The following is a 17954-nucleotide window of genomic DNA, read 5'->3' as shown; positions in this document are numbered from 1 at the left end:
CATGACATCACCGATGTTCGAGAAAATAGCGCTGGTCGGCATCGGCCTGATCGGCTCGTCGCTCGCTCGCGTCATCCGTCGCGAGGGGCTCGCCAGGCACATCGCCATCGCGACGCGCAGCGCCTCGACGCTGAAGCGGGCCGAGGAGTTGGGCCTTGGCGATTCCTATACGACGGATGCAAAAGAAGCGGTGCGCGACGCCGATCTCGTCATCGTCTCGGTGCCGGTCGGTTCGTCCGGCGAGGTCGCGGCCGAGATCGCGCCGGCGCTGAAGAAGGGTGCCATCCTCACCGATGTCGGCTCGACCAAGGCTTCCGTCATCGCGCAGATGCAGCCGCATGTGCCGGAAGGCGTGCACTTCATCCCCGGACATCCGTTGGCGGGTACGGAGAAATCCGGACCCGACGCGGGCTTTGCCGATCTCTTCGAGAACCGCTGGTGCATCTTCACGCCGCTGCCGGGCACCGACCCCGCGGCGCTCGAGACGCTTTCGGAGTTCTGGCGGCGCTGTGGCTCCAACATCGACACGATGGACCCGCAGCATCACGACATGACGCTCGCGATCGTTTCGCACCTGCCGCATATCATCGCCTACAACATTGTCGGCACGGCGGACGATCTGGAAGCGGTGACCAAGAGCGAGGTCATCAAATATTCCGCTTCCGGTTTTCGCGATTTCACCCGCCTTGCCGCCTCCGACCCGACCATGTGGCGGGACGTGTGCCTGCACAACAAGGACGCGATCCTGGAGATGCTGGCGCGGTTCTCGGAGGACCTGGCTTCGCTGCAGCGGGCGATCCGCTGGGGAGATGGCGAAAAGCTGTTCGACCTCTTCACCCGCACCCGCGCCATCCGCCGCTCGATCATCGAGGCAGGGCAGGATATCGACGTGCCGGATTTCGGCCGGCAGGCGGTGGAGCATCCGGCCAAATCGTAAGCGGATTCCTTAGCCTAGTTCCGATGGCGGCCAGTGCGCCGCCATCATGGCCAGCGTTTCAGCCCGATCCGGCGCGCCCAGCCTTCCGCCGAAGCGCAGGCATTTGAGCGCGGCGGCGGCGCTGGCAAAGCGCAGGGCCTCTTCCATGGGCATGACCTCGGCAAGGCCGACGGCAAAGGCGCCGTGGAAGACGTCGCCGGCGGCGAGCGTGTCGACCGCCTTGACCTTCGGCGCCTCGACATGGCGCACGCGCCCGGTTGCCCGATCGTGCCACCACGTCCCTGCCGCGCCGCCGGTGACGGCGACAAAGGCGTCGGTGCGCGAGGCAAGGTCGGCGCAGGCGCTTTCGGGGTCCAGCGCGTGGCCGCAGACGATGCGCGCCGCCGGTTCGGACGCGACGATATGAGAGGCCAACGGCAAGAGCCGCTCCAGCACGTCGACGGGCGCTGTGTCGGCGTCCAGGATCGCCGGGCGGCCGATCGATCTCGCCGCGCTCAAGGCGAGCGCCGCGGCACCCGGCCAGCGGACATCCACCAGCACGGCGTCGAAGCCGGAGAGGTCGGCAAGCGGCAGAGCCTCGGGATCGGCCTGCGCCTTTTTGTCGTAGAAGGGAACGATGATGCGCTCGCCATGCGCATCCACCACGATCGCGGCCAGCGCCGAACGCGCGCCGGCGACGCGGCGGATGAGGCTGCAGTCGACGCCTTCTGCTTGAATATCGGCGATCAACTGGTCGCCGACCGGATCGTCACCCGCGCTTGCCCAAAGCGAGACCTCGGCGCCGAGGCGATGCGCGGCGCAGGCGGCGCTCGTCGCCATGCCGGAGGCGATCTGGACGCCGTCGCTGGCGATGAACTTGCCCTGATGCGTGGGCAGCGTCTCGACACGTAGGATCGTGTCGAGGGTGAAGGCGCCGACGCTGAGCAGTCTGACCGTTTTCGCCATTGTTGCGTTATTCTAACGGCTTGATCTTGCCGAGCGGGATGAAGCCGAGCGAGGCCTTGCCCTTGACGATCTTCAGCGGCAAGGACGGTTCCTTGCCAAGCATGGCAATGGCGGCAAAGCCCTGCTCGATTTCGCTTTTATGCTCGGGAACCGCGCCGGCGAGGATGGCTGCCACCGCCTTGGGATCCTTGAGCTTGATCATCAGGCTTGCGTCGACCAGACCTTCCGCGTCGACGGAGACCGGTCCGGACACGGTGATGCGCGCCGTACCCGACGACAGGTCGAGCCTGGCGATGTCGATCGACTGGCCGCGCAGGCTCTTCGGAGGTGTCGCGATCAACGCCACGCCGTTCTTCAGCGTCACGTCGCCGCTGCCGTCCAGCGCCGGCAGCACGCGTCCGTCGATTGCATCCGCGTTGATCTCAAGATCGCCGAAGCTGCCAACATAGTTGATGTCCTGGCCGGCCGGCTGCAATTGCCCGGCCGCCTTGCCGGCGCTGAACAATTGCATCGGATCCGCGTCGTCCTGCGGGTCGGTCTGACCGTTCAGGCCTTCAGCCTGCAGCGAGACACTGCGCGGCAGCGGCCACCACACTTTGACATTGGCCTGCAGCTGGTCCCAGTCGATCCACAGCGGCGGCATGCCGGGCGCCATCGTCCGCAGCGGCCCGCGCAGGTCGGCGACTGGCGACAAAGGCCCGGTGATTCCGGCGACGGCATTGAAGCTGCCCGTGGAGGCCGCAACCTTTCGGGCGTCGTCCTCATAGGCGATGTTGTCGCAGGAGACCGTGAAGCTCATCGGATAGCCGCTGACGGTGAGATTGGCGCAGCCGGCGGCGATGCCCTTGCTGCCCAGCCGCGCCACGGCCTGGTCGGCTTCGCTCTTGAGCCTTTCGGCGAGATAGAACCAGCCGCCGCTGTAGAGGGCGAACAGCACGACGATGAACGCCGCGAGCCAAAGCAGCCGGCGGCGGGGTTTGGGCGATCGCTCGTCACTTGACGTCATGCTGCGGCTCTCGTTAACCCCGGCGAGCGGGCGTTTGCTCACGCAAACAAGCGGGGGACAGAAGAAGCACCTTGTCGGTGCGATGTCGTTCACTGGAATGCGATCAGGCTTGGCGATATGGGCGATTTTTGGGTTTTTGGCTATGGGTCGCTGATCTGGCGGCCCGGATTCGCCCATGTCGAGACGCGCCGCGCCTGGCTTTACGGCTACCGGCGCTCGCTTTGCGTCTATTCCTTCGTGCATCGCGGCACGCGGGAGCGGCCCGGCCTCGTGCTCGGCCTCGACCGAGGCGGCTCCTGCATCGGCCTCGCCTACCGCGTTCCCGGCAATCTGCGCGACGAGGTGCTTTCCTATCTGCGCGAACGCGAGCTGGTGACCAGCGTCTATCTCGAACGCATGCTCGATGTCCGGCTGGGCAAGGACGGGGAGGGAGAGGGCGGTTTGGTCGAGGCGGTCGCCTACATCGTCGACCGGCAGCATGAGCAATATGCCGGCGCGCTCGATGCCGATCACGCGGCAAGGATCGTTCGCGGCGCCGTCGGTCAGTCGGGCCGGAATGAGGATTATGTCCTGAGCACACTCGAGCATCTCGAGGCGCTCGGCATCCGCGATCACTGGCTGGAGGAGGTGGGCCGGCAGCTCGCGCCTTCGTGAGCAGCATTTCCGGCGAAAATGACTTCGTCCCTCACTGCTCTGTCTCTTTGTTTTTGCGCAATTCCGGACGCAAGGCTACGGCGAAGCCGCCGAGCCTGACCGCGACGCATTTTTGCTGGAACTGCCCTGGTCCGATCAAAAAGCAAAACCATGCCTTTGACCCCGGCCGGCCACGACCTAGCTTAGCGGCATCCCATCCCTGGGCGTCAGGCCCGTCCCAGCATCACGGAGATCAGTCTTGCAGAAACGTCGTCTCGGTCGCACCGACCTTTCCATCGCGCCCCTGGTTCTGGGCGGCAACGTCTTCGGCTGGACCGCCGACGAGAAGACCTCCTTCGACCTGCTCGACCGGTTCGCGGGGGCGGGCCTGAACGCCATCGATACGGCCGACGCCTATTCGCGCTGGGTGCCCGGCAACAAGGGCGGCGAATCGGAAACCATCATCGGCAACTGGATGAAGAGCCGCGGCAACCGGGACAAGGTCATCGTCATCACCAAGGTCGGCTCCGACATGGGGCAAGGCAAGCGGGACCTCTCCGCCGCCTATATCGAAAAGGCGGTCGACGCTTCGCTGAAGCGGCTGCAGGTCGATGTCATCGACCTCTACCTGTCGCACTGGCCCGACCCGGCCACGCCTTACGAGGAAACGCTCGGCGCCTATCAGCGCCTGCTCGAAAAGGGCAAGATCCGTTATCCCGGCTGCTCCAATCTCGATGCCGGCCAGTTGCGCGCGGCGCTCGACGTGGCCAGCCTGCGCAGCCTGCCGCGCTACGAGGTGCTGCAGCCTGAATACAATTTGTACGACCGCTCGTCGCTCGACGGACCGCTGCTCGACCTCTGCAAGGCCGAGGATATCGGCGTCATCACCTATTTCAGCCTGGCCAAGGGATTCTTGAGCGGCAAATACCGGAGCAAGGCCGATCTCGGGCAAAGCGCGCGCGGCGAGGGCGTGGCCGGCTATCTCAACGAGCGCGGCATGCGCATCCTTTCCGCGCTCGATGCCGTGGCGGAGCGCCATTCGGCCAAGCAGGCGGAAGTGGCGCTGGCCTGGATCATCGCGCGGCCGGGCATCACCGCGCCGATCGCCAGCGCCACCACGCCCGCCCAGATGGACAGCCTGATCCGCGCTGCATCGCTCAAGCTTTCGGCGGACGATATTGCGGCTTTGGACCGGGCCAGCTCGTAAGGCGTGTTGATCTTCGACTCGGCCTGACCCAAATCTCAACAAGCCTTAACGCAGTCGCTCGCACGATCGTCCAAGACGGCCATGACGATCCCTCCTAAATCCTGTCGCATCGTGGCAGGAGGAGGTTCGGCATGGCTGGTAGTATCTTGGGCGATGCGCAGCCCTGGCAGCAAGTGCTGGCGCTTGTCGTGGCCGCGACGGTCGTCATGGGCAGCCCCGGACCGGCGACGATCAGCGTGACCGCCGTCGGCGCGGCTTTCGGCCTGCGCCCTTCCCTGGGTTACACGTCTGGCGTCGTGCTCGGCACGATCGCGGTGCTTCTGGCGGTGGCGGCCGGAATTTTCGGCATGTTGACCTCGGTGCCAGGAGTGGCGCCGGTGCTGGCAATCCTGTCGGCCGCGTACATCCTCTATCTCGCCTTCAAAATAGCGACCGCGCCGCCTTTGGCCGAGCGCGGGAGCACGGCGACGAAGCCCGATTTTCTCGGCGGCTTCACGCTCGCCGTCGCCAACCCGAAGGCCTATGTGGCGATCGCCGCGGTTTTCGCCGGCACGGCGTCGCAGGCCGATCCGCTCGGCGTTTCCACCAGGCTGCTGGTGCTTGCCGCGATGATCGTCACCATCCACGTCGCGTGGCTGCTCGCAGGAACGGCTTTCGCGCGCTTCCTGCGCCATCCGCTGGCGTCGCGGATCATCAATCTGCTGTTTGCCGCAACGCTGGTGCTGATGACGCTGCTGGCGGCGCTGCGATAGGGCATTTCGCCGTTTCACGGAACCGGTGAAATGCCCCATCTCTTTGTTTTTACGCAATTCCGGACGGAAGACGCTTACACTTTTCCTGGAATTGCTCTGGCCGATCAGCTCTTGGCGGTTACGCCGAGCTCCGCCAACCGCTTGACTGCAGTCGGCGGCATGGGCGGCGGGTCCGGCGCCTGCGCGGCCTCGACCAAAAGCTGATCGCAGGCGGCTTCGGTCTCGCCGATCAGCCGCCGCATGAACTCCTCCTTGCCGAGCCCCGGCGGGATCGACGGCAGGAAGCGGGCCTTGATGGTGCCGGGATAGCGCAGGAACTTGCGGCGCGGCCAGTAGAGGCCGGCGACATGGGCGACCGGCACCACGGGCACGCCAAGTTGCGAGTAGATCTCGACGATGCCGTATTTGTAGGAGGGCTCGGCGCCCGGCGGGCGACGCGTGCCTTCAGGATAGATGATGAGCTGGCGCGGATTGCGGTTCATCTCCTGTCTGGTTGCGACGACGACCGCCTTCAGCGCTTTCGAACGGCTGCCGCGGTCGACCGGGATCATACGCATCTTTATGATGTACCAGCCGAAAAAGGGGATCCAGGTCAGCTCGCGCTTGAGGATGTAGAGCGCGTCGTCGAGATAGGGGAAGAAAGCGATCGCGTCCCAGAAGGACTGGTGCTTCGGCGCCAGGATGAAGGATCCTTCCGGCAGGTTCTCGACACCCGTAATCTCGCTCTTTGTCGCGGCGATCTTCTCATAGAGCCACATCGAGGTGCGCGACCAGAATTTCGGCACGAACCAGGCGCGGTGGCGCGGCGAGAGGAAATAGAAAGGCGTCCAGAAGATCATCTGGACGATCAGGCTGAGATAGAAGACGAGGTTGAACGCCAGCGAGCGGATGATGAGCATGCAAGGGGCCCGTGAGGAAGTGTGCGTTGGTTACACCAAGCGGCGGCAAAAAGGAAACGGCGCAGTGGTCGAATCTGCCCGCTCCGGTGTTGCCGCAATTCCGGACCGACGGTTACGGCGAAGTCGCCGAACCTAACCGCGATGCACTTTTCCTGGAATTGCCTAAAGTGACCGCGCCAGCCGCTCTGTGAGGCGCGGCGCGGCAAAATCGAGGAAAGCGCGCAGTTTCACCGGCAGCCGGCCCCGGCCGGCATGAACCAGGCTCACCGGCCACGGAGGGGGCTCGAACGGCTCCAACACGACCCGCAACGCGCCGGCGCGCGCCGCGGCATCCGCCTGGTAGGAGAGCACCCTCGTCAGGCCGAGCCCGGCAATCGCCGCATCGATCGCCGCCTCGGCGGTGTTGACCTGCAGGCGGGAGCGGACCGGGACCGTGGTTTCCGCCTTGCCCGCTCCGAAACTCCATGTCGCGGGCGCGGCAAGGCCCTCGAAGGTGACGCAGTTGTGGCCCGCAAGCTCCGGCGGTCGCGTCGGCGTGCCATGCATGGCGAGATAAGCGGGGCTTGCGCAGACGATGCGGCGGATCGAGCCGACGCGGATCGCGACCATGGCCGAATCCGGCAGCTCGCCGATGCGCAGGGCGAGATCGATATGCTCCTCGACCAGCTGGGTGATCCGGTCGGACAAGGTCAGGCGGACGTCGACCTGCGGGTAGAGGGCGAGGAAGTCGGTGATCACGGGCAGCACATGCAGGCGGCCGAAGACGACCGGCGCCGTGATGACCAGCTCGCCGGTGGGGCTCGAATATTCGCCGGCAGCGGTACGCTCGGCCTCGTTCACCTCGTCGAGAATGCGGCGGCAGGCGATGAGGTAGGACTGGCCGGCATCGGTCAGCGTCAGGCGCCGCGTCGAGCGGTTGAGCAGGCGCGTCTTCAAATGCTTCTCCAGGTCGGAGAGTTTTCTGCTGACGGTCGCCAGCGGCACGCCTACGCGCCGCGCGGCAGCGGAAAGGCTGCCGGCCTCCACGGTGGCGACGAACAGGGACATGGCGTCGAGGCGGTCCATCGATATTTCCATATATTGAAAGGATAGATTGCAGGTATGCCATCTATTGTTTCAATTTGGAAGGATCCATGTTCCTGAGGTCATCGACTCAACAGGAGTTCACATGCCTCGTATCCCCACCCCCGAGACCATCTCTGCCGCACCCGGCCCCTCGCAGCCGATGCTCAGGGCTGTCGAGAAACAACTCGGCGTCGCGCCCAATCTCTTCAGGTTGATCTCCAACAGCCCGGCGGCGTTGGAGGGTTATCTTGGAATGTCGGCGGCACTATCCAAAGGCCGACTGCCGGCGCCAACCCGAGAGCGCATCGCGCTGGCTGTCGCGGAAATCAACCAGTGCACCTATTGTCTTTCCGCCCACACCTATCTGGGCAAGAATCTGGCCGGTCTCGACGATGCGGAGATAGTTGCCAACCGGGAAGGTCGTTCCAACGACAGCATGGCCGCAGCGGCCGTCCACTTCGCGGCCAAGGTCGCGCGCGAGCGTGGCCATGTCGGCGAAGCTGACCTCGAGGCGGTGAGGCGCGCCGGCTATGACGACGCGCAGATCATCGAGATCGTGCAACATGTCGCTCTCAACGTCTGGACAAACTACATCAACAAGGTTGCCGATACCGAGGTCGACTTCCCGGTCGTGCAAGCCCGTCAGGCCGCTTGATTCGACTTGGCCTGACGCAGTTCGTTTTCTGGCCTCAGACTTGGAGGACATTGATATGGATGCCTTCACCAGCGATGTCGCCTTCACCCCCACGGTCAAGGCGATCCAGTCACGCAAGGGGTCGCGCGTTTCCTATGCGCGCGTCGAGCAGCGCGGCGGCTGGCGCGCCGCGATCACACCAGATCTCGCCGCCTTCATCGAGGCGCAGACCAGCGTGTTCCTGGCGACGGCCAATGCCGAGGGCCAGCCCTACATCCAGCATCGCGGCGGGCCGGCCGGCTTTCTCAAGGTACTCGACGAGCACACGATCGGCTTCGCCGATTTTTCTGGAAACCGGCAGTTCATCACCCAGGGCAACCTGCAGGATAACGACCAGGCGTTCCTGTTCCTCATCGATTACATGCTGCGGCAGCGGATCAAGGTCTGGGGCAGGGCACGGGTCGTCGAAAATGATCCGGAGCTGATAGCGCAGCTGATGCCGGCGGATTACAAGGCGCGGCCGGAGCAGGCGATCCTGTTCACGGTCGCGGCCTGGGATGCCAATTGCCCGCAGCACATACCGCAGCGTTTCGAGGCGGCGGATGTCGCGGCGGCGTTGGCCGAACGCGACCGCCGCATCGCCGGCCTGGAGCAGGAGATTGCCCGCTTGCGCGAGAGTGCGGCATCCAAGCTTTAGTTCTTCACCACAGTCGATGCTTCCGCCAGCGTGACGCGCTCGGGCGTTGCGCGAAGCGGCAGGAAGCCGCGCGCCAGCGAAAGCACATATTTGCTGTATTCGGTAAGCAGCACGCGCAGCGCTTCCGGCTTGGTCAGCCAGCCGCCATTGCCGAGATTGGTGTTGACCACCGGATAGGGCTCGAGGCGCGCGCCATGCAGCAGCCGACCCATCTCGAGCAGGCTGCGCGGCATGTGGTAATTGTTGGTGACGATGATGATGCTGCCATAGGCGTGGTTCTCCACCCATTTGGCGCTTTCCTCGGCGTTGCCGATGGTGTCTAGCGCGGCACGATCGATATCGACACAGCAGGAGAAGAGCCGCTTGTCTCCTCCCATCGCCGCCTGCAGCTGACGTTTGGTGGCCGACGGATGGACGCCGCTGACCAGCAGGCGTTCACCCTTGCCGGAAGCCAGCAGGTCCATGGCGGCGTCGAGCCGCGACTGCCCGCCGGTGAGCACGATGATTGCGTCGGCCCTGGCCGGATTGAGCGGAGTCGTCATATGGCTGACCTTGTCGGCAAACCAGCCGAAGCCGCCGGCAAAAAGCACCAGCGCGGCGAGAGCGACGAAACCGCAGATGCGCAGGACGAGCCGCAGACGACCAAACCCGGCGGGGGCAGCAGCGCGGGCACGCACCGCCGGCATCCGTCCAGCCGTCTCGATCGAATCCCGCGCTTCCATCATCCCCAGGTTAATCCTGAAAGCTTCTAATGGTTAACTCCGAAATGCGGCCTTTGATAGGTAGGGCGGCGCACTTTGCGTTACGGCACCTGCCCAACCCGTGATCGTTGCCTTGTTTGTATTCAATGCCTTGCGCGGGCTTTCGGTTGGAGTTCATCGGTCAGCCCGCATCCGGCTGGCGAACGTCGATGTCGCTGAGATAGGCGACAACGGTCGCGTGCGAGGTGGCCGCGGTCAGCGCGCCGATCACCAGCACCATCAGGCCGACGCCGAAATAGCCGGCGGAGCCGATGGCGAAATTGCCGAACAAGGCGGTCGCCTGGTCGGCCTGGGGCGTGGCCATGTTGCGCGACGACCACCAGGAAAAGACGATGAAGACGACGATCGCGAGCGCACCGCCGGCGGCAGCGCCCTTCATGCCGGTGACCAGGAAATGCCAGCGAAATTCGCGCGCGATGAAGCGCGCCTCGGCGCCGACGAAATGCAGCACCTCGATGATATGGCCGTTGCCGGCCATGGCGCCGCGCGTGGCGAACACCACCGTCAGTACCGTTGCCGAGAGCATAAGCGCCAGAACGGCGATGCCGATCGTCACCGTGGTGTGCGCCATGGCGACGAGGCGGTCGACCCAGGTGCGGTGATCGTCGAGTGCCGCGGTCGGGATCTTGGGCGTGATGGCCGCGCGCATGGCGGCAAAGTCAGGCGGGCTGGCCTCGTCGATGGTGACGATGATGAGGCGCGGCACCGGCAACTCGTCGATGTTGAGGCCGCTGCCCAGCCACGGCTCGAGAAGACGCGCCGTCGCGTCGCGGTCGATGATCTTGGTGCCCTTCACGCCGGGGAACTCGCTGGCGATCTGCGAGGCCTGCGCCAGCGCCGCCTCCATGTCGAGCCCGTCGGCCGGCTTGATCTGGATCGTCGCCTCGCGCGAGATCTGGTTCTCCCAGACCGAGGCGGTGTCGCGCACCAGCGTCACCGCGCCGAAGGTGAGGCAGGACAGGAAGGTCATGATGGCGATGACCAGCACCAGCGCCCGCCCGGCGATGTTCTGCGCCGGCACGATCGGCGCCGTCTTGCGCTGGACGCGCCGGACCGTCACCGGCGCCTCGGCTTCATCCTCGAGGTGATCGGCCGGAAAGTCAGTCATAGACGTCCAACCTTCCACCGGCCAGAATCATGCGGCGCGCATCGACCTGCTCCATCAGGCCAAGGTCGTGGGTGGCGATGACCACGGCGGTGCCCAGCCGGTTCAATTCGATGAAGAGTCTCAGCAGCCGGCGCGCCAGCGGCGGATCGACATTGCCGGTCGGCTCGTCGGCCAGAAGGATCTCCGGCTGCTCGATCAAGGCGCGCGCGATCGCGGCGCGCTGCTTCTCGCCGCCCGACAGCACCGGCGGCAGCACATGCATGCGGTCGCCGAGGCCGACCCATTTCAGAAGCTCGGTGACGTCGGTGCGATAGCCAGCCTCCTCGCGCCCGCGCACGCGCAGTGGCAGCGCGACATTCTCGTAGGTCGTCATGTGGTCGAGCAGGCGGAAATCCTGGAACACCACGCCGATGCGGCGGCGCAGCAGCGGCAATTCGCTGCGCGAAATGCGCGAGCGGTCCTTGCCGAAGATGGTGATCAGGCCGCGCGTCGGCTTCAGCGACATGAACAAAAGGCGCAGCAACGTCGTCTTGCCGGCGCCCGAGGGGCCGCTCAGGAACTGAAAGGAGCGCTCCGGAATGTGCAGGGAGATGTCGCGGAGGATTTCCGGACCCATGCCATAGCGGAGGCCGACATTTTCGAAGCGGATCACGTTCGGCGACCTGAAACTCTCGGCGGCGACGCGCCACAATCTAACTCTAGCAGACCATCGGCCGGCATGGTTAACGGTCGGTTAATTTCGGCTCGATTTTGACGTCTCAAAGCGGTTCCGGTGGGGAAGCGTTAACCAATTGCGTTTACGCAAAAGAAACGAAGACTGCACTGGTGCCGTAATGGCTGAGAATAGAACCGCGCGCCCCGTTTCCGGCGAAATCATGACCGGCCCGGCAACAAATGCCGCCCCGGAGCGCGTCGCGTTCGATGCAACCGACATCGTCGATGCCGAGTATGTGGTGCTGCCGCGTTTTGCCGCGCATCCGGAGCCGCCTTCACCGCCGCAGCCGCAGATTCCGCCGACGCCGTCCATCGAAGGCATGGGCATGCTGCGCAAGCCGGATGCCGCGCCGTCGCGGTCCTCACGCGGCGGCCCGATGTTCTGGGTCACAGGCGTCGGCATAGCACTCGCCTCTTTCTGGGTGTCGGGCGGTCATGCGCTGGTCCGGCATAGTCCGTTCTGGGTGACCGCTGCGCCGGCGAGCGCGCTCACCATTTCCGGCGTGACGTCGCGCATCGATGCGTCGGGCCTGAAACCGGTGTTGTTCGTGGATGGCGAGGCAGCCAATGACGGTGTGACATCGCAAGCATTGCCGCCGCTCGAAATCCGCGTCACCGACAACGACAGCAATATCATCCGCTACAGGCTGGGGACATCCAATCGCTCACTGGCACCCGGCGAAAGATTCGGCTTTTCCAGCCGCCTCGATGTGCCTAAAGACGGGGTCAGGACTGTCGCGGTCATCTTCGCCGGCTAGACGGGTCGATATTCAGGTGAGGCCGGCCTGCAAGTAGCGGCTTCCTGGGCTTCCGGTGCTCACGTACTGAAACGTACGCTCCGCTCCGGTTCTCGGAAGCCGCTATTTTCGGCTCGGCCTAACCTGAATCTCAACCGTCTATCGACACCGCTGCGGATTTTTTGAAGGACGAAAGAATGCCAGTTGTACGCGGCAAGGACATCGAGGTTCTGTTTTCGGCGTCGGCGATCGCACGCCGCAATCTCGAACTCGCCAAGGAAATCGCCGGGCGCGACTACCACGACCTTTTGGTGATCTCGATCCTCAAGGGCTCGTTCGTCTTCGCCGCCGATCTCATCCGCGCCATGCACGATGTCGGACTGTCGCCGGAGGTCGAATTCATCTTCATCTCCAGCTATGGCGCCGGCACCACGAGCGGCGAGGTGAGGGTGCTGCGCGACATCGACAACGAGGTCGCCGGCCGCGACGTGCTGTTGATCGACGACATACTGGAATCCGGCAAGACGCTTTCCTACACCCGCGACCTGATGCTTTCGCGCGGCGCCAAGAGCTGCGCCATCGCGGTGCTGCTCGACAAGCGGATGCGCCGCCAGACCGCGCTCAACGCCGATTATGTCGGCTTCGACTGCCCGGACTATTTCGTCGTCGGCTACGGCATGGATGTCGCCCACGCGTTCCGCGAACTGCCGTTTGTCGGGGTGGTGAAGGGCGACGCCTGAGGGGGCGACGAAGTCATCCCGAAAAGCCGCCGATCGTTAGAATTTTCAGAAAACGTCAACGTTTCGGCGGCATCAATCTCGGCATGGCAAAGCTTCTGATCGTCGAGGACGATGAGTCCGTCCGCACCCTCGCAGCCCGCGCGCTGGAGCGCGACGGCCATAATATCACTGTCGCCACCGACGGCGCGCAGGGGCTGGACACGATCCGGCAGGCCCGTGGCAGCTACGATCTGGTGGTGTCCGATATCCGCATGCCGGAGATGGACGGGATCGAGATGGCGACTGCCGCCGCAAGAGAGTTCCCGACGATGAAGATCATGCTGATGACCGGCTATGCCGACCAGCGCGAACGCGCCGAGGAACTCAACGGCATCATCCTCGATGTCGTGCAAAAGCCGTTCACGCTTGCCGAGATCCGCGCCCGTGTCGGCAAGGCGTTAAGCTGCTTCGCTTGACACCGCGCCGGCCGCCGGCGCGGCACTTCGCCGGCGCTCGCCGTTGAGCGCCAGCAGGCCGGCTCCGATGATCAGCGCCGCGCCCAGCACCGTCGTCTCGCGCGGCACTTCGGCGAAGAACAGGAAGCCCCACAGCGGCGACCACAGGATGCCGGTGTATTCGAACGTGGCGACGCGGTTGGCCGGCGCCATGCGGTAGGCCTGCGACAAAAGGATCATGCCGGCGGAGGCGACGAAACCGCAGGCGGCCATTTTGAGGAAATCCGGCATCGTCGGCCACACCCATGGCCGCACCAGGAAATCGACGCTCGGATGCGCCGCATGGGTGATGCCGGCGAGGTGGAACACTGCCGCGACGGCAACGGCGCCGCTGAGATAGGCGCCGTTCTGGTAGAAGGCCATCACCGTCGATGATTCGGTGTCGCCGATACGACGCGCCATCAACTGTGAAAAACCGTAGAGGAAGGCCGAGCCGAGCGACAGCAGCGCCGCCCAGTCGAACACGCCGGCTCCGGGACGCACCATCACCAGCACGCCGACCAGGCCGATCAGCACCGTCGCCAGCGTTTTCCACGAGACGCGCTCGCCGAGATAGGGGCCGGCCATCGCCATGATGAACAACGGCGCCATGAAATAGAGCGCCACCGCGTCGGCCAGCGGCAAGGCGGCGATCGCGAGATAATAGACCGTGTAGGATGAGAACTGGATGAAGGCGCGCAGTGTCAGCATGCCGAAGCGCTTCGACAGCACCGCTCTCAGGCCGACATCGGCCCGGACGACGACGATCAGGATCGGCAGCGCGACCATGGCACGGATCGCCATCACCTCGGTCACCGGATAGCCGCCCGACACCGCCTTCACCAGCGGATCCTGCAGCGAAAAGACCAGCACGCCGAGGCAGAGGCTCAGAATGCCAAGCACCATCCGGTTCTGCATCAGTCTCGGCCCCCCGCAAGCCGTAATGTATCAGCAAAAAGAACCCGCTACCGTTTTCAGGCAGCGGGTACGAGTGAGGACTCTTCGATTGGTCCGCGACCGATTTCGCAGTCGCATATCCAATGGGTATCGCGACTATCCTGCGGCGTTTGACATGTTGCAAACGAATTGGAATGATGCCAGCAATCAAATTCTCTTATGGCGATTCCGATGAGACCAGTCCTCGACAGCGACCTCCTGCGCACCTTCGTGGCGGTGGCCGAAACCGGCAATTTCACGCGCGCGGCGGAAAAGGCAGGACGCACGCAATCTGCCGTGTCGATGCAGATGAAGAAGCTGGAGGACATGGTCGGCGACAATCTGTTCGAGCGCGGCTCGCGCGGCGTGGCGCTGACGCGCCGCGGCGGCGAATTGATCGCCAACGCGCGCCGGATCGTCTCGCTGCTCGACGAGACGGCGGCCTCGCTGGTGGCGCCGCCGCTCGGCGGGCTGGTGCGCATCGGCATCCCGGCCGAATACGGCCGGTCGATCCTGTCGCGGGCGCTCGGCGAATTCGCGAAGCGCCATCCGCGCGTCGAGGTCACGGTGCGCTACGCGCATTCGGACTCGCAGGTCAGGGCGCTCGCGGCCGGCGAGCTCGACCTCGCGGTGGTATTCGAATGGGAGGGCTCTTCCGGCGGCGAGGTGCTGATGCACGACCCGACGGTTTGGGTGACCTCGACGCTGCACCACATGCATGAGGAACGGCCGGTGCCGATCGCGCTTTACAGCCGCAACGGCTGGTGCCGCGACTTCGCCATCAAGTCGCTGCAGCAGCGCGGCCTCGACTACCGCGTCGCCTACACCAGCGACACCAATGGCGGCCTGACGCTCGCGGTGACTTCAGGTCTGGCGATCGCGCCGATCTCGCGCAGCAACATCCCGCCTGATTGCCGGGAACTGACCGCGGCCGACGGCTTCGGCGACATCGATTCCTCCAACGTCGTCCTGCATCGCAATCCGCTGGCGACCGGCGAAGCGATCGACGGCATGGAAAGCGCCATTCGCGAGGCGTTCATGCTGACCAGACAGATGGGTGCGACGGTCGGTATGGCGGGACGCTAAAGGCGGCCATTTAAGGCTATTTCAGCTCCAGGAGCCGTTCGAGATAGCTGCGCTCGATGTCGGGGCTCAGCGCGTTGCCGAGCCGCTTGCGGATCGCGTCGAGGATCTGGCGCGCGCGCTGGACGTCGATCTCGTCGGGAACCTTGACCGAGGTGCCGTCATCCGGGCCATTGGTGGCGCGCGGCCGTCCGAGCGGATCGCGGTCGGCGCCCTGCTGGCGCCCACCCTGCTCGCTGCCGCCCTGGTCGCCCTGCATGGCCTGCATCTGCTTCATCATGTCCTTGGCGCCACGGCGCAGCGCCTCCAGCGCGCGGCCCTGATGGCCGACGGCCTGGTCGCCGTCGCCCTGGCCGAGCGACCGTTCGGCATCGCCCATCGATTTGCCGGCCTCGCCAAAACCCTCATTCGGCTCCATGCCAAGGCCCTCGAGGCCCTTCTTCAACTGCTCGAGCTCGCTTTGCAGCTGGCCCTGGCCTTCCTGCAGCTGCTTCAGCGCATCGGCCAGGTCCTTGGGCGACATTTTCGGCCGTCCCAGCGGATCGCGGTCCTGGCCGGGACCAGGCCGCTGTTCGTCCTGGCCTTGCTGCGGCTCGCCATCCTCGCCCATCCGTTGATCGCCGTCCTGGCCACGCTGCCCGCGCTGCATCTGGTCCAGCCGGAAGGTGTCGTTCATCATCTCCTGTTGGCGGCGCATGATGTCGCCGAGCTTATCCATCTGCTGGCGCATCTCGCTGTCCTGCTCGCCGCCCGGCTGCTGACGGCCGGCCTGCAGGTTGTTCATCATGTCCTGCAGTTCGGACAGAAGCTGCTGGGCCTTGTCGCGATCGCCCGATTTGGCCAGGTTCTCGATCTCGTCCATCATGCGGTCGATGTCGCTCTGGCGCAGCTCGCGGCCGTTCTGCTGCATTTGCGGCGCCTTCGGGTTCTGCTGCGCGCGCTGGGCGAATTCCTGCAGGAACTGGTTCATCGCCTCGCGCAGTTCCTTCATCGCCTTTTCGATCTCCTGATCGCTGGCGCCGTTCTTGATGGCGTCCTGCAAGGCCTGCTGCGCCTGGCGCAGCCGCCGCTCGGCGGCAGACAGATTGCCCTCCTCGATGCCGAGCGCGATCTCCCAGAGATATGACACGACGTTGCGCAGCTGGTCGTCACTCTCGGAGAGTTTCAGCCGGCTCCTTGCGCTCATGATGGCCAGATAATTCGACATGTTGTCGAACGTGTCCTCGGGCCGTAGCGTGATCGCGTCCATCAGGTCCAGAACGCGCGGCTTGGCGTTGGTGTCGAGCGCCAGCAGCCGGCGCTGCTCGATCACCGCACGGGCCAGCGGGTTGGCGAAAGGCCGCTCAGGCATCACAAGCGTCTTGGTTTCGCTGGTCGCGGTGTGGCCGGCATCGTCGGTGACGCTCAGCGTCAGCTTGATGCCGCTGCCGGCCCAGACATGCTCGGTCAGGTCCTTGGTCGTCTTGGCGGCGTTCGTCTTGCCGCCGCGGCGAGGCAGGGTCAGCGGCAGGTCCGGTGGGCCGTAGAGGGGATGCGCATGGGCGGCCGGCGGGTCCGACAGCTCGAAAACGGCCTTGGCGGAGGCGGCGCCGTAATCGTCATCGATCTCGTAGTTCAGCTCGATGGCGCCGTTGACGGCGCGCTTCGGCTCGCCGACGAAGCGGATCGCCGGCGGCTTGTCGGGAATAACGGCAAAGGCCCAGTGGCCGAGATCGCCCTCGGCGGATCTAAGCGTCAGCGTGCCGTTCGAATCCAGTTTGCCGGAGAACTGGCGCACTTTGGGCGCGGCCTGGCTTGCGGGCGCGGGGGTTTTGGGCGCCGCGGGCTCGATGGCGCGCGCATTGCCGCCTTGATCGGCATAGCTCAGCGTTTCCTCGCCCGAGCCGCCGGTGACGCGCAACGAGACGTCGCTGCCCTGCGGAACGGAGAAGGTCTGGACCGCCTGATTGGCGTCGGCGGTGAGGAACAGCGGCGCCTTGCCGGTATAGGCGGGCGGCGTAACCCAGGCGTCGATGCGCGGCGGCACGCTGTCGCGCGTGGCTCGGGCGACGAAAGCGTCGCTGACCCTGCCGCCGAAGGGACCGAAGGAGAAGGCAAGCGCCGTGACGAACAGCAGCCCCGCCACAGCGCGCAGGCCCCAGCGGTCGTGGTCCGGCACGCCGGTGCGCGGCCGGTCGGCGCCGAGGCTCGAAAGCCGCTCGGCCATGCGCTTCTGGTGCTCGCGCCACAGCGCCTGCGAGAAGATGCTGTCGGCGCCGCTCGGCCGGTCGGTCTGCACCTGCACCGGGCTGTGCAGCAATTGGTTCGCCGCCTCGATGCGCCGGTCGATCTCGGCGGCTGAAGGCATGCGGAAGAAGCGAAGCGGATAGAGCGCCGCGATGCCCGCCAGCGCGAACAGGATCAGGAAGCCGATGCGCGCCGCATCCGGCAGACGCGGGAACAGGCCGAACCATGAGAAGCTGAGGAACAGGCTGGCGACGACCAGCAGCGGCAGCACGAGCGGCCAGCCGCGCTCGAAGACCATCGAGGCCCGCGTTGCCAAACGGCTGAGCGCCAGGCGCCCGGCCAGGCTGCGCTCGCCGCTGGAAGTGGGTCGTTCCGTCATCGGCCCTTCCTGCCCGGGCAGG

The 17954-nt window shown here is 65.2% G+C and carries 19 protein-coding genes; 10 read left to right on the top strand and 9 right to left on the bottom strand.

The window, feature by feature from the left end:
* Window position 1 precedes the first annotated feature (1 nt).
* Entirely contained in the window at window positions 2–937 is a 936-nt protein-coding gene (locus DPM35_RS22865; RefSeq protein ID WP_181592103.1) for a prephenate/arogenate dehydrogenase family protein, read from the top strand.
* Between the two features lie 9 nt (window positions 938–946).
* Here the strand turns inward: DPM35_RS22865 and DPM35_RS22860 are convergent, their stop codons facing one another.
* On the bottom strand, window positions 947–1882 hold the full coding sequence (locus tag DPM35_RS22860) for a sugar kinase (RefSeq protein ID WP_112129504.1): 936 nt from the start codon (window positions 1880–1882) through the stop codon (window positions 947–949).
* A 7-nt stretch (window positions 1883–1889) separates the two neighbouring features.
* The gene (locus tag DPM35_RS22855) at window positions 1890–2888 is read right to left on the bottom strand and encodes a DUF2125 domain-containing protein (protein ID WP_112129503.1); all 999 of its coding nucleotides are present in this window, start codon (window positions 2886–2888) and stop codon (window positions 1890–1892) included.
* Between the two features lie 117 nt (window positions 2889–3005).
* Here DPM35_RS22855 and DPM35_RS22850 point away from each other — a divergent pair, with 117 nt between their 5' ends.
* From DPM35_RS22850 to DPM35_RS22840, 3 genes are all read left to right on the top strand, one after another.
* Window positions 3006–3542, top strand: coding sequence for a gamma-glutamylcyclotransferase (locus DPM35_RS22850; RefSeq protein ID WP_112129502.1), 537 nt, complete (start codon window positions 3006–3008; stop codon window positions 3540–3542).
* A gap of 238 nt (window positions 3543–3780) precedes the next feature.
* Window positions 3781–4728 carry an aldo/keto reductase gene (locus tag DPM35_RS22845; RefSeq protein ID WP_112129501.1) on the top strand — a complete coding sequence of 316 codons (948 nt, stop codon included), beginning with the start codon at window positions 3781–3783 and terminating at the stop codon, window positions 4726–4728.
* Between the two features lie 131 nt (window positions 4729–4859).
* The gene (locus DPM35_RS22840; RefSeq protein ID WP_112129500.1) at window positions 4860–5480 is read left to right on the top strand and encodes a LysE family translocator; all 621 of its coding nucleotides are present in this window, start codon (window positions 4860–4862) and stop codon (window positions 5478–5480) included.
* A 104-nt stretch (window positions 5481–5584) separates the two neighbouring features.
* Here the strand turns inward: DPM35_RS22840 and DPM35_RS22835 are convergent, their stop codons facing one another.
* Window positions 5585–6379 carry a lysophospholipid acyltransferase family protein gene (locus tag DPM35_RS22835; protein WP_112129499.1) on the bottom strand — a complete coding sequence of 265 codons (795 nt, stop codon included), beginning with the start codon at window positions 6377–6379 and terminating at the stop codon, window positions 5585–5587.
* 162 nt (window positions 6380–6541) lie between these two features.
* Window positions 6542–7444, bottom strand: coding sequence for a LysR family transcriptional regulator (locus DPM35_RS22830; RefSeq protein WP_112129750.1), 903 nt, complete (start codon window positions 7442–7444; stop codon window positions 6542–6544).
* Window positions 7445–7547: 103 nt separating this feature from the next.
* On the opposite strand from DPM35_RS22830, the gene DPM35_RS22825 reads away from it, so the two are divergent.
* Both DPM35_RS22825 and DPM35_RS22820 read left to right on the top strand, forming a co-directional pair.
* Window positions 7548–8099, top strand: a complete 552-nt coding sequence (locus DPM35_RS22825) for a carboxymuconolactone decarboxylase family protein (protein WP_112129498.1) — start codon at window positions 7548–7550, stop codon at window positions 8097–8099.
* Window positions 8100–8154: 55 nt separating this feature from the next.
* Window positions 8155–8775, top strand: coding sequence for a pyridoxamine 5'-phosphate oxidase family protein (locus tag DPM35_RS22820; protein WP_425373401.1), 621 nt, complete (start codon window positions 8155–8157; stop codon window positions 8773–8775).
* Here DPM35_RS22820 and DPM35_RS22815 read toward each other — a convergent pair.
* From DPM35_RS22815 to ftsE, 3 genes are all read right to left on the bottom strand, one after another.
* Complete coding sequence (locus tag DPM35_RS22815) at window positions 8772–9500, bottom strand: YdcF family protein (protein ID WP_112129497.1); 729 nt, start codon at window positions 9498–9500, stop codon at window positions 8772–8774. The two genes, DPM35_RS22820 and DPM35_RS22815, sit on opposite strands and share 4 nt — an antisense overlap.
* Before the next feature lie 157 nt (window positions 9501–9657).
* Window positions 9658–10644: a cell division protein FtsX gene (locus DPM35_RS22810; RefSeq protein ID WP_112129496.1), complete on the bottom strand. Its 987-nt coding sequence runs from the start codon at window positions 10642–10644 to the stop codon at window positions 9658–9660.
* Window positions 10637–11296, bottom strand: coding sequence for a cell division ATP-binding protein FtsE (gene ftsE, locus DPM35_RS22805; RefSeq protein ID WP_095816884.1), 660 nt, complete (start codon window positions 11294–11296; stop codon window positions 10637–10639). Before ftsE ends, DPM35_RS22810 begins: the two co-directional genes overlap by 8 nt.
* A 181-nt stretch (window positions 11297–11477) precedes the next feature.
* On the opposite strand from ftsE, the gene DPM35_RS22800 reads away from it, so the two are divergent.
* The 3 genes from DPM35_RS22800 to DPM35_RS22790 all read left to right on the top strand — a co-directional run bounded on the left by DPM35_RS22800 (window position 11478) and on the right by DPM35_RS22790 (window position 13290).
* Window positions 11478–12116: a hypothetical protein gene (locus DPM35_RS22800; protein ID WP_112129495.1), complete on the top strand. Its 639-nt coding sequence runs from the start codon at window positions 11478–11480 to the stop codon at window positions 12114–12116.
* 176 nt (window positions 12117–12292) lie between these two features.
* Window positions 12293–12835 (top strand): hypoxanthine phosphoribosyltransferase, encoded by a 543-nt coding sequence (gene hpt / locus DPM35_RS22795; protein ID WP_095816886.1) that lies wholly within the window; start codon window positions 12293–12295, stop codon window positions 12833–12835.
* 83 nt (window positions 12836–12918) lie between these two features.
* Complete coding sequence (locus tag DPM35_RS22790) at window positions 12919–13290, top strand: response regulator (RefSeq protein ID WP_112129494.1); 372 nt, start codon at window positions 12919–12921, stop codon at window positions 13288–13290.
* Here the strand turns inward: DPM35_RS22790 and DPM35_RS22785 are convergent.
* Window positions 13273–14226 (bottom strand): DMT family transporter, encoded by a 954-nt coding sequence (locus DPM35_RS22785; protein ID WP_112129493.1) that lies wholly within the window; start codon window positions 14224–14226, stop codon window positions 13273–13275. The genes DPM35_RS22790 and DPM35_RS22785 overlap by 18 nt on opposite strands.
* A 210-nt stretch (window positions 14227–14436) precedes the next feature.
* Between DPM35_RS22785 and DPM35_RS22780 the strand changes: the two genes are divergently transcribed.
* On the top strand, window positions 14437–15330 hold the full coding sequence (locus DPM35_RS22780) for a LysR family transcriptional regulator (RefSeq protein WP_112129748.1): 894 nt from the start codon (window positions 14437–14439) through the stop codon (window positions 15328–15330).
* A gap of 16 nt (window positions 15331–15346) precedes the next feature.
* Here DPM35_RS22780 and DPM35_RS22775 read toward each other — a convergent pair whose 3' ends face one another.
* Window positions 15347–17932, bottom strand: coding sequence for a TIGR02302 family protein (locus DPM35_RS22775; protein ID WP_112129492.1), 2586 nt, complete (start codon window positions 17930–17932; stop codon window positions 15347–15349).
* Window positions 17933–17954: the final 22 nt, after the last annotated feature.

Origin of the sequence: Mesorhizobium atlanticum (genome assembly GCF_003289965.1) — a bacterium.
GTDB lineage: Bacteria > Pseudomonadota > Alphaproteobacteria > Rhizobiales > Rhizobiaceae > Mesorhizobium > Mesorhizobium atlanticum.
This window is presented reverse-complemented; position numbering and strand designations above follow the sequence as displayed.